This is a genomic window from Gelidibacter sp., from assembly GCF_035515035.1.
In the GTDB taxonomy this organism is placed as follows: domain Bacteria; phylum Bacteroidota; class Bacteroidia; order Flavobacteriales; family Flavobacteriaceae; genus Gelidibacter.
Genome location: NZ_DATJCA010000068.1, coordinates 1 through 18,058 on the forward strand (window position 1 = coordinate 1; position 18,058 = coordinate 18,058).

Genomic DNA, 18,058 nt, shown 5'->3' on the forward strand with positions numbered 1-18,058 from the left:
CCATAGATACTCCATGGATAGTATATGGATAGTGGACACCCTTTTTGTCATTAATATCTCCACTTGATAAGCCTCTTCAAAATTCCAAATAAGGGGCTTTATGAGCTCTAGAATAACCGTAGGTCCACGTAAAATCTGTTCGCTCTTGAAGACTTTTAGCCAGATGATAATAGAACGCCATAGTGTCGATTTCCAAAGACTATTTAGCCTGGGCAATTGGCTCCAATAAAAAAAGACCCAACTTCACGCTGGGTCTTCATCTTTTAAAAGTAAAATCTATTATTATTTCTTAGCCATCAATACAGTATCAATAATATAAATAATCCCGTTTGAAGCTGGTACGTTACCTAGAATAACCTGTGCTTTTTTACCAGAACCATCTTTGATTACAAATTGATCACCACTCATAGAAGCCGTCAACTCCTCCCCTTTTACAGTTTTAAAAGTATAGGATCCATTGGCGCCTTTAATAGCAGCTGCAAGTTTATCAGAAGTAATCACTCCTGGAACCACGTGATAAGTCAACACATTGGCCAACGTCTCTTTATTCTCTGGTAACATTAAATCGTCACGCTTTTTTTGTGGTAATTTCTCAAAAGCCTGATTTGACGGTGCAAAAACCGTGTACTCACCCGGTTCAGACAACATCCCCGATAAATCCGCAGCTTGCAAGGCACCCGCCAAAGTTGATAAATCTTTGTTCATCATGGCTTGACCTGCAATACTATTGGCTCGTGCTTCTTCTTTAATTTTGGCTTCTTTCGCTTCTTTGGCTTCCATTTCCAACTTAGCGTTTTCTGCAGCCTCCAATTCTACACGTTCGGTTTCAATTCTCAATTGCTCTTCTTTCTTTTTGCCATCTTCACAAGATGACATAAATACGAATGCTGTCAAGGCAGCGGCAAATAATATACTCGATTTTTTAATAATCATAATTTACTTATTTATTGGTTTATGTCTATATATACGTATGGAATGGGCTATTGTAGTAAATTTAGCACAACTTTAACATAAAACCAACAAAATCAGCAAAAGTTGTTAATTTTACCCAATATTGAGATTAGAGATAGTAATAATCGCTTTAAGCGACGCCTGACAACGTCTAATATGATAAATTTGTAATCCTAGAGCAGACTTATTGGAAGAGAGCAACGTCGATAAAAAAAAACCTACAAAGAAAAATTATAGGATCTTCAGAATATTCGGAAGAATCATTCTAGGTCTTCTCGTGTTTTTAATTCTCTTAGTCTTATTTATCAGAAGTCCGTGGGGACAAGGCATTATCGTTGACAAAGCCACATCCTACGTTTCCAATAAAACCCATACCAAAGTTGAAATTGAACGCCTGTTCCTCACTTTTGATGGCAACCTCCAAATTGACGGTTTGTTTTTGGAAGATACAAAAGGTGATACGTTGATCTACTCAAAATCCTTGGAAGCCAACGTGCCACTTTGGGCCATCATTCGTGGTGAAGGCATAGGCGTTGATGCACTAAAATGGGATGGTCTTCGTGCCAATATCATGCGGAAGGATTCTATTGAAGGTTATAATTTTCAATTTCTGATTGATGCCTTTGCCGCTAAGGATACAACACCGGTAGCCACAGACACCACCGCAACTCCTTTAAATATTGTTATAGGAAAACTCAGTTTCAGGGATTTTGATATTGTTTTTGACGATGCGGTTGCCGGAATTGACAGCCGATTCAAGATTGGGACGCTCAACGCCACTATGAAAACCACCGATTTGGAGCATATGAACTTTGAAGCTTCGGAACTTAACATCGCTGATGCACGCATCAAATTCATCCAATCTCCCGTCCCCATTATTCCTGAAGAGGATCCCGCACCTTTACCTTCCTTATCGGTTGAGAATCTAACACTGACCAATGTATATGCTGATTACCAATCGTATGGTGATCGTATTGCAGCAGAATTTGACATCACGGAGTTGTTCGCCAAAATCCCGAAGGTAGATTTGGAAAACAGCGATTTTGAAGTGGATGCTTTTCGTCTAAAAAACTCGGCCATCGTCTTACATACTCAGACCGAAACCAACGTCGTTACCCAAAAAGTGGTGGAGGTGACCCAAGACATCAAACAGGACATTCAGGCTTTTGAATGGCCAGAATTAAGACTCGCCATTGGTTCTATTGATCTGGAAAATAATAACTTCAGTTATTTCGTGGCTTCCGCCGAGGCCAAAACAGGTAGTTTCAATCCCAATGCGATTGTTTTGGAAGCGCTGAATCTTCAAGCCAACACCATTAATTTAAAAGATAAAAAAGCTGAACTTCATCTGGAGAACTCCACATTCAAGGAGATTTCAGGATTCAATTTAATAGAATTGAGCCTAAAATTTAGCGCTGACGACCATACTTTAGTGGTTTCCAATTTAAGGACCGCACTCAACAACAATAACTTACAAGCTAACCTACGTCTCGACTATCCTAAATTATCGGCATTGATTGATTCTCCCGAAAATTCTAAGATAGCTATCGATATTCCAACATTCCAAATTTCATTAAAGGATGTCTTCCTCATTCAACCACAACTGAAAAAAAATCCATACCTGAATACTCTAAGTCAACATTTATTGACGGGAAACACCAAAGCCAATGGCTATTTGTCAGACATCAACATCAACCGTTTGAATGCCAATTGGGCAAATACGCACCTTTCGGCTAACGGAAAAGTTAAAAACATTACAGATCCCAATAACATCCAATTCAACATTCCCAACTTTTTAGCCGTTTCCACCCGTTCTGATATGGTTCAATTTGTGGATGAAAGTGAATTGGGAGTGAACCTGCCAAAAGAGGTCAAATTAGCAGGAAACATTAAGGGAAATCTTAACGATATTTACGCAAAGGCAACGTTGACCACCACACAAGGTATCGCAGCTGTAAATGGTCATTTTAAAAATGGAGCCATTTTAGAATTTGATGCCGACCTTTCCATTGAAGACTATAAACTAAATGAGTTGCTCCAAAACGAACATTTGGGGAGCTTAAGCCTTCTAGTAAAGGCCAACGGGAAAGGTAAAAACATCAATGATCTCGATGCCCATGTGGAAGCAATCGTTTCCAGTTTCAAATACAATAATTATGATATCACCGACTTAAAGCTTATTGGTGACATCAAAAATGGCCGAGGGAAAGTAACCTCAAAATACAAGGACTATAACCTCGACATGGACTTATACGCCACAGTGGTATTGGATTCCGTGTCGCCTGAAGCCAACGTCGAATTGAATATTATAGGTGCGGACCTAAAAGCCTTAGGACTCATGCAACGCGAGATTAGAACAGGCATGAAAATCTATGCCGATTTTAAAGGAAATGCCATTAATTATGATGTGGCTGCCATTGTGGATGAAGGCGTTGTAGTGTACGACAACAAAACCTATTTGTTGGGAGATTTGAATGCGCTTGCCCACGTGAGAAAAGATACCACATCAGTGTCCATCAAAAATAAATTGGTAGATGTTTTATTGCAATCCAATACCGATCCTGAAACGTTCAGCAAATCCATAAGACGTCATGTTTTAAGCTACTTCTACCATGACGAAGAAGTTCCTGACAGCATTACCAACCCCGTTAATTTGATATTGCGAGGGAAGATTATTGAGGCGCCAATTTTAAACGACGTCTTTTTAGTCAACGTCAAAAAACTGGACACTGTTAAATTTGATGTTGATTATGTAGAAAAAGAGCGGCAACTCACAGCTAGGATTACAGCGCCACATATCAATTATAGTGGTAATGAGCTGGACAGTTTGGTGTTTTCAATGGATACGGATAAGGACAAGTTTATTTTTGACCTAGGATTCAACAGGATTAAGGCAGGACCATTGCACATCCAGAAAACTAGAATAAGTGGCGACCAAACTAATAGGGAACTCGCTTTGGCATTTACTGCTTTTCATGAAGAGGACATACTAACTCAGATTACCAGTAAGATCACAGGCAATAGAAAACTCTTGCGTTTTCATGTCAATCCGGAAGATTTGATTTTAAATAAAACGCCGTGGAATACGCCAGAAAACAACGAAATTCTGATCAGTGATAAAAAAATGGAATTTAATGAGTTTATTTTCAGCCATGAAAACCAATCTTTTGAGATTACTGACGACCTACCGTCCGTTTCCAAAACTCACATTGCCGTTGATTTCAAGAATTTTAAATTGAGCGAATTTTTGAATTACCTAAATCCTGATGAGGAATTGGCAACGGGCAACCTCAACGGCGATTTTGTATTGGTCGAACCGTTTTCAAACACAGGAATTATTGCCAATTTGGACATTTCAGAATTGAGTTTTATGCAAGTGGATATGGGCAATTTCAGTCTTGATGCCAAATCTCTTGGAAGTGACAGTTATGATTTTAATGTGGTCATGAAAGACGGTGAGATTGACTTGGACTTAAAAGGTGATTATGTTGCAATCCCGGGTGGCGCCAACATCGATTTGGATTTGAATATCAATCAATTCAACATGAAAGGGTTGACCGGATTGTCTCAAGGTGAAATCACAGATACCGACGGTAGTTTCTCGGGAAAATTCAAATTGAACGGCACCTTGGATAAACCCAAATATGAAGGCAGTTTGACTTTCAAAGATGCCGATTTCAAGATCAAGGCTTTCAATACAGCATTCACTTTGGCCAAGGAGACTTTAAACATCACTAACGAAGCCCTTTCCTTGGACAAGTTCACTATTACAGATGAAAATCAGAACACTTTGGTGGCTTCAGGTAAAATTGGAACGGAATCCTTTATCAATCCAACCTTTGATTTACAGATCATCGCAGATAATTTTCAAGTACTCAACGCCACCAAAGAAGACAACAACTTCATTTACGGAAAAGTCACTTTTGATGCCGATGCAAAAATCACTGGCGATTTACAGATTCCGATAATCGATTTAAAAGCCACGGTTGGCTCAGATACCGATGTGACTTATGTGTTGCCATCCGCTACTGTAAATGTTGAGCAGCGTGACGGTGTGGTTATTTTTGTGAATCGTGAGAACCCGGATGCCATCCTGACCAGAACGGAAGAAAAAACGGCCACCATTACCGGACTTGATCTGAACGCTTTATTGAAAATTGGAAAAGATGCCGCGGTCACTATCGTTATTGATGAGTCCACGGGAGATAATTTTAAGGTATCCGGAGAGGGAGATTTGAACTTTAACATGAAACCAAACGGCAACATCACCCTTTCTGGCCTCTATGAAGTTCAGAGCGGTCATTATGAATTGAATCTTTACAATCTTGTTAATCGCAAATTCAATATTGTTCCAGGAAGTCGTGTTACCTGGTCCGGCGATCCGTTTGATGCCAAACTGGACGTGACCGCACTCTATGAGGTCAAGACTTCAGCAGCAGCATTGATGGCGCCAACAACGTCTAACTTGGATGCTTCCGCTAAAGGCAAATTCCGTCAAGTACTTCCTTTTTATGTGTACCTTAATATTGACGGCCAATTGATGGAACCTAAAATAGACTTCAACCTCGACATGCCAAAAGATGAGCAAGGCGCTATTGGCGGACAGGTTTATGGAAGGGTGCAGCAACTCAACCAACAGGAAGATGAACTGAACAGACAGGTGTTTTCATTATTGGTATTGAACCGCTTCTATCCAGATCCTGGAAGTGATGGTAGTACTGGTGGTATGGCGTCCATTGCACGAGATAATTTAAATGATGCTGTATCTGATCAACTCAATATTTTCTCTGATAAGTTATTGGGCAATTCTGGCTTTGAACTTAATTTTGGTATTGATAGTTTTACAGATTATCAGGGCAGCACACCTACCGATCGTACACAATTGGACATTGCAGCCCAGAAAAAAATGTTCAACGACCGATTGATCGTGAGTGTTGGTAGCGAAGTTGATGTGGAAGGCGGGAGCCCTACTGGTGAAGAAACACCAATCATTGGAAATGTCACCATTGAATATATCTTAACCGAAAATGGCCGTTATAGATTGAAAGGCTTCCATAGAAATGAGTTTGAAAATGTCATTGACGGACAGGTTATCGTAAGCGGAATTGCAATAATATTCACTCAAGAATTCAATAGGTTTGCTGAACTTTGGGACGCTTTGGTAAAGTCCTCAACAAAAGCAGAAAAAAGAGAAAAAGCCAAATTAAAAGCCGCTAAAGAAGCTCAAAAAGACCAAGAAGAGCATATTGATGAGAGTATTGAAAAGAAGAAAAATTAAAAAACTATCTCTTGCTAGTATGATAATATTCTAGAGTTAAAAAAACCATAAACAAAGAACACCTTGAAATTCTATTTAAAATACCTGTTTTTTTTCCTTTTCATATTCGGAAGTTTCTACTCCTGCAGTATTGCCAAATATATTCCTGAAAATGAAAGATTATATACTGGTGCAGACTTGACCATTGTCTCAGATTCTGTTATCAACAATGAAGCAGGGTTAAGAACGGAATTGGAAACGGTCCTGCTTCCTGAGCCCAACTCAAAATTTTTGGGCATGTATCCTGGACTTTACTATTACTACAAGAACCAAAAAGAAAAACCAGGGTTCATCAACCGATGGTTATATAAGAAATTAGGAGAAAAACCGGTGTATCAATCGGATGTAGAAACATTTGAAATTCAAGACCTGTTGATCAATCGACTTGAAAACAGGGGATTCTTTTACAGTGCTGCTTCTTCAGAATTTATAGAATCTGAGAAAAGAGCATCCGTTATTTACACGGTAAAAGTGCCTAAGCCTTATCGGATGGAAACTTATCAGTTAGATTCTTTACCGGCTCCAATCCACAAAGAAATTGATTCTTTGGTCAAGGAGTCACCACTCAGTAAAGGGATGCGCTTTGATTTGAATAAGATGAAATTGGAACGCCTACGTATTGATGCAAATCTTAAGCAAATAGGCTATTACAATTTCAATGAAAGTTTTTTGATTTTTGAAGCCGACACCAATCGGTATGACAATAAAAGCTTCGATTTATTCCTCAAATTAAAAAACGCAGTACCTAAAAAATCCATCATTCCTTATAGAATTTCTAAGGTCAATGTATATCCAAATTATGAAACTGCCGATTCCATCCAAACCGATATCATTCGTTATAACGATAAAAATTTCATTCAGAAAGAAGTGTTTTTCAAGCCAAAACATTTAGATCCTTTCATAAAACTGAGAGAAGGTCAGCTCTACAATCCTGAAACCTCGCGTAATACCGCCAGACGACTCTCAACCATTGGTGCCTACAAATATGTCAATATCCAATACAGAGAAATTGACACCTCGGCCACAGACAGCCTAGGCCTGTTAGAAGCGAATATTTATTTATCGCCATTAAACAAACGGGCCTTTTCTGCCGAGTTACAGGTAGTCACCAAATCAAACAGTTTTACAGGCCCTGCATTAGCGTTGACCTATAGCAATAGAAATGTGTTTGGAGGCGGCGAGACTTATAATACAACCGCAAAAATTGGTTATGAAGCGCAGATAGGTGGAGGGAATCAATCAGGCGATAGCAGTTTGGAACTTGGCTTGAAGAACGAATTGATTTTTCCGAGGGTCATTTTCCCAGTAAAGATCAATGATGATTTTTTCAAATACTCTATCCCAAAAACTAAAACCTCAGTGAGCCTTGATTTTCAAGATCGGAGAAAATTATACACGCTAATCTCAGGCACAGCATTATTTGGCTACATCTGGGATGCCAATAGGTATGTGACCCATCAAATCAATCCGATCTCCGTGAGTTATACGGATCTTATGAAGACAACTCCAGAATTTGAGGACATCTTGGATGAAAATCCCTTCTTGAAACGAAGTTTTGAACAGCAGTTTATTTCGGGTCTTACTTATTCCTTCACATATAATGAGATGGTGGACAAACAAAAAACACATCAAAAATATCTCAATTTCACTTTGGATGTGGCGGGCAACTCGATCAGTTTACTTGGAAAAGATCAAGGTCCTGACGTTCCAAAAACATTCCTGGGCATGGAATATGCACAATACGCCAAGGCCGACGTCGATTTAAGTTACCATTATAATTTTGGCAAAGAACAAACCATTGCAGCCCGCCTTTTTGCGGGTTACGGATTGGCTTATGGCAACTCTGATGTGATTCCTTTTGTAAAACAATATTATGCCGGCGGACCTTATAGCGTTCGGGCCTTTAGAATCCGCTCTTTGGGTCCAGGAACCTATAATGTAGAGGAAGACACCAATAATACCAGCGACAGTTATTTTGACAAAACAGGTAATATCCGGTTGGAAGCCAACCTAGAATACAGATTCCCAATTGTCTCCTTCTTAAAAGGTGCCGTTTTTGCGGATGCCGGTAATATCTGGAACTCCAAAGAAAATCCTGTTTTTGATGGTAAAGATAAATTCTCTAAAGATTTTATAAGTGAACTGGGCATGGGTGCTGGTGTTGGTCTGCGCGTCGATATTCAAAGCTTTGTCATCCGTTTTGATTTGGCAGCCCCATTCCATGACCCTTCACAAGAAAAGGGTAAACGCTATAACTTTGATGTGAGCAATCCTATTTTAAACTTTGCGATTGGGTATCCATTTTAAAAACTTCCGAATGTGTTGTTTTCTGAATCAAAATGTAATAACCTTGTAAATACACGTTAAATCCATGGAAGCAGCAATTATGAAAATCGGAAATTCAAAAGGACTTCGTTCAAGTAAGACCATTTTAGAGAAATATAATACTCAGGAAAAGGCACTTTTGATCCTTGAAGATGACCAAATAATCTTAAGACCTATTCATGAATCGCGAAAAGGATGGGAAAAAGCATTTAAAAAGATGAATGCTTAAGGCGACGTCAAATTATTGATGAATTCTGTTTTTGAGGATGAACTTATTTAAACCATATAAATGAACAAAGAAAACAAAAATAAATTCATGCTTGAAGCTGTTACTGCAGCACTTAAAGGCATGGACAATAACGAAGGGGGGCCATTTGGATGTGTCATTGTAAAAGACGGTAAAATTGTAGGACGCGGCAACAATAAAGTTACTTCCCATAACGACCCCACCGCGCATGCCGAGATTATCGCCATCCGTGATGCCTGCAAAAACCTCAATTCCTTTCAATTGGACGGCTGTGAAATTTACACTTCTTGCGAACCCTGTCCCATGTGTTTTGGGGCGATTTATTGGGCAAGACCAGATAAAGTTTTTTATGGATGTAGCCATCAAGATGCAGCAGATATTGATTTTGATGATGCATTTATCTATAAGGAAATTGAATTACCTTATCACAAAAGGAGCATTCCCTTTGAACAAACAGCACGAGACATTGCTTTGGAACCTTTTCAAAAATGGAGCACCAAAGACGATAAGACTGTCTATTGATTTCTTAAACGCCGATTTTAAATATTATACCTTGAAGGTGTAATCTTGAGTGATTCTCTTCGACTTAAAATAGCAACTTATTTAATTTCATAAGTTCAACTAACAACGAAACACATGCAAAAAACCTATTATGATCCAGCAGATTTAAAGAAATTTGGAAAAATTACAGAATGGAGTGAAGAGCTTGGCAACAAGTTTTTCGATTATTATGCTAAGGTTTTCGAAGAGGGAAAACTTTCTGCTCGTGAAAAATCATTGATTGCTCTAGCGGTTGCCCACACTGAACAGTGCCCCTATTGTATTGATGCCTATACCCAAGATGGTTTGCAACGTGGTATTACAAAAGAGGAAATGATGGAAGCCTTACACGTAGGTGCCGCTATTAAAGGTGGCGCAACCTTAGTTCATGGCGTCCAAATGATGAATAAAGTCAATAAATTGGAAATGTGAGCAGAGAACCAAGACGGAACAGATGATGGATGACATAAGTTTGAATTCAAATTTTGACGCCTTGAAAAATTCGATCTTGAATTGTTAACTTTGAATCTTGAACTCGGAATCATAAATTTTGAACTTAGAACTTAGAATCTAGAACATACAAATGATTAAATCCCTACATAAAAGAAAAAGTGAATTAGCGAATAGTCAAAGACAGCTCGAAATCTTAACGAACGGAATTTTTCAAAATGGAGAATTGCCAAAATTTAAAGATAAAATTGCTGAGACAAACCAATTTCCATTAAAGGCTAAAAAACTTGAAATCCTCCAAATTAATGTTGGTTATATGTGTAACCAGGTTTGTGAACATTGTCACGTAGATGCTGGTCCAGACCGTAAAGAAATCATGACCAGAGAAACCATGAGACAATGTCTCGAAGTCATCAAAAACACGGGAGCCCATACCTTAGATTTGACCGGTGGCGCTCCAGAAATGAATCCCGATTTTAGATGGTTTGTAGAAGAAGCTTCAAAGGTTGGCGTTAAGGATTTTATAGTGCGTTCTAATTTAACCATCATCAGGGCCAATAAAAAATACTACGATCTAACAGAGTTTTTCAAAAAACATAATGTCCATATCATGTCTTCCATGCCACATTGGACCAGAGGTAAAACAGACAAACAACGCGGCAATGGCGTTTTTGACAAATCCATAAGAGCCTTACAAGAATTAAATGCGGTTGGTTATGGGATGCCGGAAAGCAACCTAAGGCTGGATTTGGTTTATAATCCGTCGGGGGCATTTTTACCAGGAAATCAAGCCAGTATGGAGAAAGACTTCAAAAAAGCCTTGATGGACGACTTCGGGATCAATTTCCATAATTTATTCACCATTACAAATCTACCCATCAGCCGGTTTTTGGATTATTTGATCGCTTCTGAAAATTACGAAGATTATATGTACGCCTTGGTGGAAGCATACAATCCGCAAACCGTAAAAAATGTGATGTGTACCAATACCCTCTCGGTCTCATGGGATGGCTATTTGTATGATTGCGATTTTAATCAAATGCTGAATTTACCTGTAAATAGCAACGTCAAACATATATCAGACTATAACGAAGAACTTTTGGAAGGAAGAACGATTATGATTTCGCAACATTGTTATGGTTGTACAGCAGGCGCAGGAAGTAGTTGTCAAGGGAGTGTGACCTAGATAAAGTTGAAATTGAAGTCGAGGTCGAAGTTGAAGTTTGAAGTATGGTGTTACTTATCCAAAAAAGTTTTAAAAATCAAATTTAAACCATAGACTCATTAATATTGGACAGGTCTACGCCAGAGCGTGCTAGTTTTCATCTTCATTTTCATTTTCAAGGTGGATTTCTTTGCTTTCCTCGCGCTCCTAGCGGAAAACTTCGCGACCATTGCGGTGAAATAATCACCTTTCTCATTAAGTTTTCAGTTTCCCGCCTTCGCAAATGCTACAGACGGGAAGGCAATTTCTCCCGATAGTTTATCGGGATACAACTTAAATTTAAATCTCTTCACATTCCAATCATTTTCCCGAACTTTGAATATTAAACTTTGAACCTCCACGAATGGGTATACTTTCATCCAAACATACTGACGGCGATAATGAAATGGCCACCGATTTCCATTTTCCAACCTCTAAAAAAGCATTGATCATTTTCACCCGCAATCCAGAATTAGGTAAATGCAAAACAAGATTAGCTAAAACGATAGGGGATGATAACGCGTTGGAAGTTTATAAATTCCTTTTAAATCATACTGCTTTAATTGCCAAAGAGGTTAAAGCGGATCGTTATGTTTTCTATTCTGAAAACATTCTAAAAGACGATCTTTGGAACATAGGAACTTTTCGTAAAAAACTGCAAAAAGGCAACGATTTGGGCCAACGGATGCAGAATGCATTTATGGAATTATTTGAAATGGGATATGAAAAAGTCGCTATAATCGGCAGTGATCTTTTGGATTTGGAGGCTGAAGTCGTCAATACCGCATTTACACAACTCGATTTTAATGATGTGGTCATTGGCCCAGCGTCAGATGGAGGGTATTATTTATTGGGCATGAAAAATCTTTATCCCAAGCTATTCGAAAATAAAGTTTGGGGCAGCGCTTCGGTATTGCAATCCACTTTGAAAGACCTCCAAAATAGCAACGTCTATTTATTGAAAGAATTGAATGATATCGATACCTTTGAAGATATGAGACATTACGAACAACTTAAAAAATTTCACAATATACGATGATGAAATATATCACTGAAACTACAGAATATTTAATAAAAAAAGGTTTCGATAATCCAGAAATCGGAATTATCCTGGGCACGGGTTTGGGTCAGTTGATCGATGCCGTAGAAATCCTTCATGAAGTCAGCTATAACCACATTCCTAATTTCCCAACCGCAACGGTCGAATTTCATAAGGGGAAATTGATTTACGGGATTATAGAAGGTAAAAAAGCCATCATCATGCAAGGACGATTTCATATTTACGAAGGATATTCCCTGCAAGATGTGACCTACCCCGTTCGGATCATGGAAAAACTGGGCATTCATACGCTTTTGGTTTCCAATGCATCGGGCGCCATCAATCTCAATTTCAAGAAAGGAGAATTAATGCTTATTGATGATCATATCAATCTCCAAGGTAGTTCACCTTTGGCGTTTAAAGGTGTGGAACATTTAGGTGAGCGCTTTGCGGATATGAGCGCCCCTTATGATGCAGAAATCAATTCGAAATTTCAGCAAATTGCCAAAGCAAATAACATCACTCTCCATACAGGAGTTTATGCGTCTGTGGTGGGACCCCAATTGGAAACGAGAGCAGAATACCGCATGTTAAAGATCATTGGAGCTGATGCTGTTGGAATGAGTACGGTTCCTGAGATTATCGTGGCCAATCACTTAAAATTAAAAGTGGCCGCGGTGTCAGTTTTAACGGACGAATGCGATCCAAACAATCTTAAACCTGTAGATATTTCAGAAATTATTGCCATGGCTGAAAAAGCAGAACCGGATATGATTGTATTGTTTAGGGAATTGATAAAAAGTTTGTGAATTTTGAAACCATACCTTTCAGGTTTCAAAAAACTGAAAGGCCTCAAGAGCTTAAAAAAGAGATTCCTGCCTGCGCAGGAATTGAGATCAGAAATTATCGCCATGACTGAAAAAGCAGAGCCTGATATGATTGTGTTGTTTAGGGAATTGATAAAGAGTTTGTAAATTTTGAAACCACACCTTTCAGGTTTCAAAAACCTGAAAGGTCTTGTATAAGTACATCTTTCATAATGGAGAGAATTGAAGAAAGTCATTACTACCACATTTATAACAGAGGAAATAATCGAGAAGATATTTTTTTTGAACATGCTAACTATTTGTATTTTATAAAACTTCTTAAAAAACACATAGAGCCAAATTGTAGTATATTTTGTTATTGTCTTCTCCCTAATCATTTCCATTTGTTATTGAGAATTAATGACAATTTATCAAACCCTTCACAGCAGTTTTCAAATTTATTTAACGCTTATACCAAAGCCATGAATTTGAAATATCATCGAACTGGAAGTATATTTCAAAAACCATTTAAAAGAATCAAGATAAATAAAGAAGATTATTTAAGATCACTTGTTTTATATATTCATCTGAATCCTGAGCATCATAATATGAACGATAATTTCTCACAATATCCATATTCTTCTTACAATTCATTTTTATCAAATTCAGCTACTAAACTAAAAAGAGAAGAGGTAATTTCTTGGTTCGACAACCTCGAAAATTTTAAATATGTTCATAAGCAAAGAAAGCTTTTGATGAATAAGGAAATCGAAAAATTATATATAGAATAGAATTAGGACCTTTCAGGTTTTAAAAACCTGAAAGGTTTCATTATGCCATCAATAATCTTTCTAAAAGAAGATTCAGTTTTAGAATTGAAACCTCTAAAGATTAGAATAAAAACAGTCATGTTTTGGAAAAAAGAAACAGCCGTAAGTAATTATAAAAAATACGACTATCCTATATAGTTTCACCTTTCAGACGAGAGGTGTTTTTAACGTTTTAATTATGAGATTCCTGCTTTCGCAGGAATTAGTATGGAAAAATACATTGACATCATTTTAAAGTCCTATTCCGGATATTGGAATTACCTCAAATATGAGTTAACGCACGTTTACCATTGGGACAATTACTTTTATGGATTAATTGGAATTTCGTTATTGGTTTGGCTATTGGAAATACTGTTCCCTTGGCGCAAAGACCAATCGATTTTCAGAAAGGATTTTTGGTTGGACACTTTTTATATGTTCTTCAATTTCTTCTTGTTGAATTTAATTGTTCTCATTGCACTGTCCAACACCACGGCAGAATTCTTTAATGATATTCTAGGTCTTTTTGGTTGGCATGTGGAAAGTTTACAGCTTTTTAGCGTGAGTGAATTACCAAAATGGTTAGGCTTGCTGATCTTCTTTTTGATCATCGACTTTGTCCAATGGAACACCCATATTTTATTACATCGCGTGCCCTGGTTGTGGAATTTCCATAAAGTGCATCATAGCGTAAAAGAAATGGGATTTGCCGCACATTTACGTTACCACTGGATGGAACCCGTGGTCTATAATTCTATATTGTACATCCCTGTTGCTATTATTGGAGGTTTCAATGTACAGGATGTTTCCATTGTTTACTTTTTCTCCATCATCATTGGGCATTTAAACCACGCCAACTTAGGATGGAATTACGGCCCTTTGCAATATATTTTCAACAATCCAAAAATGCATATTTGGCATCATGTCAAAGAATTGCCTGAGCATAAAAAGTATGGCATGAATTACGGGTTGACTTTAAGCTTATGGGATTATATTTTTAACACACATCATGTCCCACATGACGGCAGGGATATTGAACTCGGATTTCATGATGAAGACGATTTTCCAAAAACATTTGTGAAACAGACCATATATCCGATAAAGTCTAAAAAATAATCATTTTCCTAATTAGTTGGCAGATCTTCTCTTGCCTAAAATCTGATTTAAGGAACGTTCATTACGGCCTTTCTCATCAGGATACAGCTCCATTAGCGGGTCACTTTGAAAAACCTCTTTTGAATGGATGTCCATCGCCGATAATTTGCCATAAAATGCCGCACCTGTATCTACATTCCAGACATTAATGGCTTGTAATGGCTCGTCGGAATTGAAATAAAGTGTTGGGGTGTGCCCGATATAGATTTCGTTATAAAGTGTTAGGCGTTTTGGAAACAAATCGGAATTTTCATCAATCTTTTTATCCAGATGCAATGCCATTTCCCAAAGGGTACGATCAAAATAGAAATTGCTTTCTGAAGGTTCTTCTTTTACGCCTTCCTCAGATGTAAATCCCCCATGAACAAACAAACGATTCTGCCCATCTAAATAATACAATTTCATTTGTTCAAAAAATTTGAGATGTGCTTTTTTTTCACCTTCAGAAAAATTCGAATAACTTTCAATCGCTCCTCTTCCGCCATGATCTAACCAGGTTTTATCTGGTTTGTTGGTTCTAAGCCATTTTTCACACCATACATCATGATTTCCTTTAATAAAAATGCACTCTTTTAAATGGGACAATACCATAAGATACTGGATGACCTGCGCCGATTCGCTCCAGCCATCCACATAATCGCCCATAAAAATCAATCGGTCTCCATCTCCAACTTTTGCCCGATCCAACAGTTGTTTCAACCCTTTCAATCCACCGTGAATATCTCCAATAACCAATGTTCTCATAAATCATATTTTTTATAAAATGTCCGAATGACGTCCTCTGCAGGTTTGTTTTGTGGGGTAAATCGGTTGTCATCCTTTCCACCAACGGCATCATGCTTATGAAACCATTTCCAAACAAAACCACCCGCAAACCAGTCTTCATGCCAAAATTCTTCAAACAGCGCTTGGGTCAAAATGGCCTGAGCTTCAAGATTGACCAGTTTATCCACCCGATCAACCGTCCATGGCGCTCTTCCGGCAAAATCAATGCTACGATAACCATATTCAGTAAACAAAATTTGTTTCTTGTGTTTTGATGAATAGTTTTTCATTTCTGCTTTGTGCTTTTGCCATCCGTTTTTTGTACCCTCCATAGATGGCGATTGTTTCGAATCTACAGGAAAATAAGCATCAATGCCAATATAATCAAGATCGTCCCAAAATGGCGTGCGTTCATATTCATTCCAATTGGCGGCGTAAGTCAATTTGCCTTTATATATTTTCTTCACCTCAACAATGAGTTGCTTCCAAAAGTCAGGCCGTTCATCAATAAAGTTTTCTAATTCTGTGCCGATGCAGAAAATCTCGACATTCAATTCCTGGGCAACTCTTGCATAAGCTAGGATAAAATCCGAATACGAGTTTTCCAAAACGTTCCAATCGTCTTCATGTGCCATTTTGATAAAACCGGTGAATTCGCCACGCCAGACCCATATTTGCGGCTTCAGCATCACCTTAATTTGGTTTTTATGTAAGATGTCAACGTATTGCTTCACCCCTTTTTCAGTTTCACCAAACCATTGCCTATTGGTATTAAAACTGATTTCCGGATGTTCCAACTCCTTAACAAATCCAAAAGGCATAATTGCTGCGTAATTGGCTCCAAGATTGATCAAGGGATCAACATGCCGTTGATCAATGCTATCTCTTGACGCCACATAACTGACACCATTAATTTTCTCCGGTCTGTCAATAGTAGCGCTACACGAGAGCATAAAACAAAGGGATATAAAACATAAAATCCGAAAAATCATTCCCATACCATTTATTTATTCCTAAATTTAAACAAACTGAAATTAAAAATTTAAGTTTTACAAAAAACCTACGACAAACCACTTCTAAAGGCACAAAATGGAACATATCGTCATTATCGGAAATGGTATTTCTGGCGTTACTGCGGCAAGACATATAAGAAAACTTTCCAATCACAAAATCACTATAATCTCTGCCGAAACCGAGCATTTTTTTTCTCGTACTGCACTCATGTATATTTATATGGGCCATATGAAATACGAACACACCAAACCTTATGAAGACTGGTTTTGGAAAAAGAATCGGATTGACCTAAAATTCGGATTTGTTAAAAACATTGACACAGACAGCAAAACTTTATATTTTGAGGATGGGGAGATTTTATATTATGATAAATTAATAATTTCCACGGGGAGTAAATCTAACAAATTTGGGTGGAAAGGTCAGGATTTAATCGGCGTTTTGGGTCTGTACAGCAAGCAGGATTTAGATCAACTGGAACTATTAGCGCCTAATAATGAAGTTTGCCAGCGCGCGGTAATTGTTGGTGGCGGCTTGATTGGGATTGAGTTGGCAGAAATGCTTCATACCCGGAAGATTCCTGTTACGTTTTTGGTGAGAGAAAATAGTTTCTGGGATAATGTTTTACCCAATGGTGATGCGCAAATGATCTCGCGCCATATTTTAAGCCATGGCATTGATTTGCGATTAAAATCCAATCTCAAAGAAATTCAATCGGATGAAAATGGACGTGCAAACGCCGTCGTAGTTGAAGAAACTGGTGAAGTCATTAAATGTAATCTCGTGGGATTAACACCTGGTGTGTCTCCAAATATAGATATGATCAAAACGACTAAAATTGAAACTGACCAAGGTGTTTTGGTCAATCGGTTTTTGGAAACCAATATTGAAAACGTTTACGCTATTGGCGATTGCGCCCAACAACGCAAACCCATTGGCAATAGAAAAGCCATTGAGCCTCTTTGGTATACTGGCAGAATGATGGGTGAAACTGTTGCTCAAACCATTTGCGGCAATAAAATGAAATACAACCCCGGACATTGGTTCAACTCTGCAAAGTTTTTTAATATCGAATATCAAACTTATGGCTGGGTGTTTCCACAACCAAAAGATGGAAATGCACATTTTCATTGGAAACATGATGATGACAGCAAATGGATCACCATAGAATATGAGAGCGCTACCAATCTTTTTTTAGGCATCAACACCTTCGGCATCCGAATGAAACATGAGGTTTTTGACCGATGGCTGACAGAAAAACGTTCCGCAGATTATGTCATCGAACATTTGAAGGAAGCCAACTTTGATCCTGAATTCTATAAAACTTTTGAATCAGAGATTTTAGAAAGTTATTCTGAACAGTTTAGGCTGGTATAAAATTAAGTTGAATATCCAACCTGCGAGGTTTTTGAAACCGTGCAAGTCAAATAAAAGAAATC

The 18,058-nt window shown here is 38.1% G+C and carries 13 protein-coding genes and 1 pseudogene; 11 read left to right on the top strand and 3 right to left on the bottom strand.

What is annotated here, in order from left to right; all coding sequences use genetic code 11:
* Positions 1-282: 282 nt before the first annotated feature.
* Entirely contained in the window at positions 283-933 is a 651-nt protein-coding gene (locus VLZ86_RS05270) for a fasciclin domain-containing protein (protein WP_325449458.1), read from the bottom strand.
* A gap of 295 nt (positions 934-1,228) precedes the next feature.
* On the opposite strand from VLZ86_RS05270, the gene VLZ86_RS05275 reads away from it, so the two are divergent.
* From VLZ86_RS05275 to VLZ86_RS05325, 10 genes and pseudogenes are all read left to right on the top strand, one after another.
* Positions 1,229-6,229: a translocation/assembly module TamB domain-containing protein gene (locus tag VLZ86_RS05275; protein ID WP_325449460.1), complete on the top strand. Its 5,001-nt coding sequence runs from the start codon at positions 1,229-1,231 to the stop codon at positions 6,227-6,229.
* Positions 6,230-6,292: 63 nt separating this feature from the next.
* Positions 6,293-8,575, top strand: coding sequence for a BamA/TamA family outer membrane protein (locus tag VLZ86_RS05280; protein ID WP_325449462.1), 2,283 nt, complete (start codon positions 6,293-6,295; stop codon positions 8,573-8,575).
* 64 nt (positions 8,576-8,639) lie between these two features.
* Positions 8,640-8,819: pseudogene (locus tag VLZ86_RS05285) on the top strand (AbrB/MazE/SpoVT family DNA-binding domain-containing protein); the annotation flags it as partial.
* Positions 8,820-8,882: 63 nt separating this feature from the next.
* Complete coding sequence (locus VLZ86_RS05290; RefSeq protein WP_325449464.1) at positions 8,883-9,362, top strand: nucleoside deaminase; 480 nt, start codon at positions 8,883-8,885, stop codon at positions 9,360-9,362.
* A gap of 114 nt (positions 9,363-9,476) precedes the next feature.
* Complete coding sequence (locus VLZ86_RS05295; protein WP_129017385.1) at positions 9,477-9,812, top strand: arsenosugar biosynthesis-associated peroxidase-like protein; 336 nt, start codon at positions 9,477-9,479, stop codon at positions 9,810-9,812.
* A gap of 151 nt (positions 9,813-9,963) precedes the next feature.
* Entirely contained in the window at positions 9,964-11,016 is a 1,053-nt protein-coding gene (gene arsS / locus VLZ86_RS05300; protein ID WP_325449467.1) for an arsenosugar biosynthesis radical SAM (seleno)protein ArsS, read from the top strand.
* A 382-nt stretch (positions 11,017-11,398) separates the two neighbouring features.
* Entirely contained in the window at positions 11,399-12,073 is a 675-nt protein-coding gene (locus VLZ86_RS05305) for a TIGR04282 family arsenosugar biosynthesis glycosyltransferase (protein ID WP_325449469.1), read from the top strand.
* Positions 12,070-12,882 (top strand): purine-nucleoside phosphorylase, encoded by an 813-nt coding sequence (locus tag VLZ86_RS05310; RefSeq protein ID WP_325449471.1) that lies wholly within the window; start codon positions 12,070-12,072, stop codon positions 12,880-12,882. Before VLZ86_RS05305 ends, VLZ86_RS05310 begins: the two co-directional genes overlap by 4 nt.
* 3 nt (positions 12,883-12,885) lie before the next feature.
* Complete coding sequence (locus VLZ86_RS05315) at positions 12,886-13,047, top strand: hypothetical protein (protein ID WP_325449473.1); 162 nt, start codon at positions 12,886-12,888, stop codon at positions 13,045-13,047.
* Between the two features lie 869 nt (positions 13,048-13,916).
* Positions 13,917-14,804 (top strand): sterol desaturase family protein, encoded by an 888-nt coding sequence (locus VLZ86_RS05325; RefSeq protein ID WP_325449477.1) that lies wholly within the window; start codon positions 13,917-13,919, stop codon positions 14,802-14,804.
* 12 nt (positions 14,805-14,816) lie between these two features.
* On the opposite strand, the gene VLZ86_RS05330 is transcribed toward VLZ86_RS05325, so the two are convergent.
* Positions 14,817-15,587: a metallophosphoesterase gene (locus VLZ86_RS05330; RefSeq protein ID WP_325449479.1), complete on the bottom strand. Its 771-nt coding sequence runs from the start codon at positions 15,585-15,587 to the stop codon at positions 14,817-14,819.
* Positions 15,584-16,561: a glycoside hydrolase family 113 gene (locus VLZ86_RS05335; RefSeq protein WP_325449481.1), complete on the bottom strand. Its 978-nt coding sequence runs from the start codon at positions 16,559-16,561 to the stop codon at positions 15,584-15,586. Before VLZ86_RS05335 ends, VLZ86_RS05330 begins: the two co-directional genes overlap by 4 nt.
* Positions 16,562-16,697: 136 nt before the next feature.
* Between VLZ86_RS05335 and VLZ86_RS05340 the strand changes: the two genes are divergently transcribed.
* Positions 16,698-17,996, top strand: a complete 1,299-nt coding sequence (locus VLZ86_RS05340; RefSeq protein WP_325449483.1) for an FAD/NAD(P)-binding oxidoreductase — start codon at positions 16,698-16,700, stop codon at positions 17,994-17,996.
* The last annotated feature ends 62 nt before the right edge of the window (positions 17,997-18,058 follow it).

Coding starts and splice junctions, on each gene's coding strand:
- VLZ86_RS05310 (WP_325449471.1), top strand. CDS start 12,070: ATGATGAAATATATCACTGAAACTACAGAATATTTAATAAAAAAAGGT.
- VLZ86_RS05305 (WP_325449469.1), top strand. CDS start 11,399: ATGGGTATACTTTCATCCAAACATACTGACGGCGATAATGAAATGGCC.
- arsS (WP_325449467.1), top strand. CDS start 9,964: ATGATTAAATCCCTACATAAAAGAAAAAGTGAATTAGCGAATAGTCAA.
- VLZ86_RS05295 (WP_129017385.1), top strand. CDS start 9,477: ATGCAAAAAACCTATTATGATCCAGCAGATTTAAAGAAATTTGGAAAA.
- VLZ86_RS05330 (WP_325449479.1), bottom strand. CDS start 15,587: ATGAGAACATTGGTTATTGGAGATATTCACGGTGGATTGAAAGGGTTG.
- VLZ86_RS05270 (WP_325449458.1), bottom strand. CDS start 933: ATGATTATTAAAAAATCGAGTATATTATTTGCCGCTGCCTTGACAGCA.
- VLZ86_RS05290 (WP_325449464.1), top strand. CDS start 8,883: ATGAACAAAGAAAACAAAAATAAATTCATGCTTGAAGCTGTTACTGCA.
- VLZ86_RS05340 (WP_325449483.1), top strand. CDS start 16,698: ATGGAACATATCGTCATTATCGGAAATGGTATTTCTGGCGTTACTGCG.
- VLZ86_RS05335 (WP_325449481.1), bottom strand. CDS start 16,561: ATGCTCTCGTGTAGCGCTACTATTGACAGACCGGAGAAAATTAATGGT.
- VLZ86_RS05325 (WP_325449477.1), top strand. CDS start 13,917: ATGGAAAAATACATTGACATCATTTTAAAGTCCTATTCCGGATATTGG.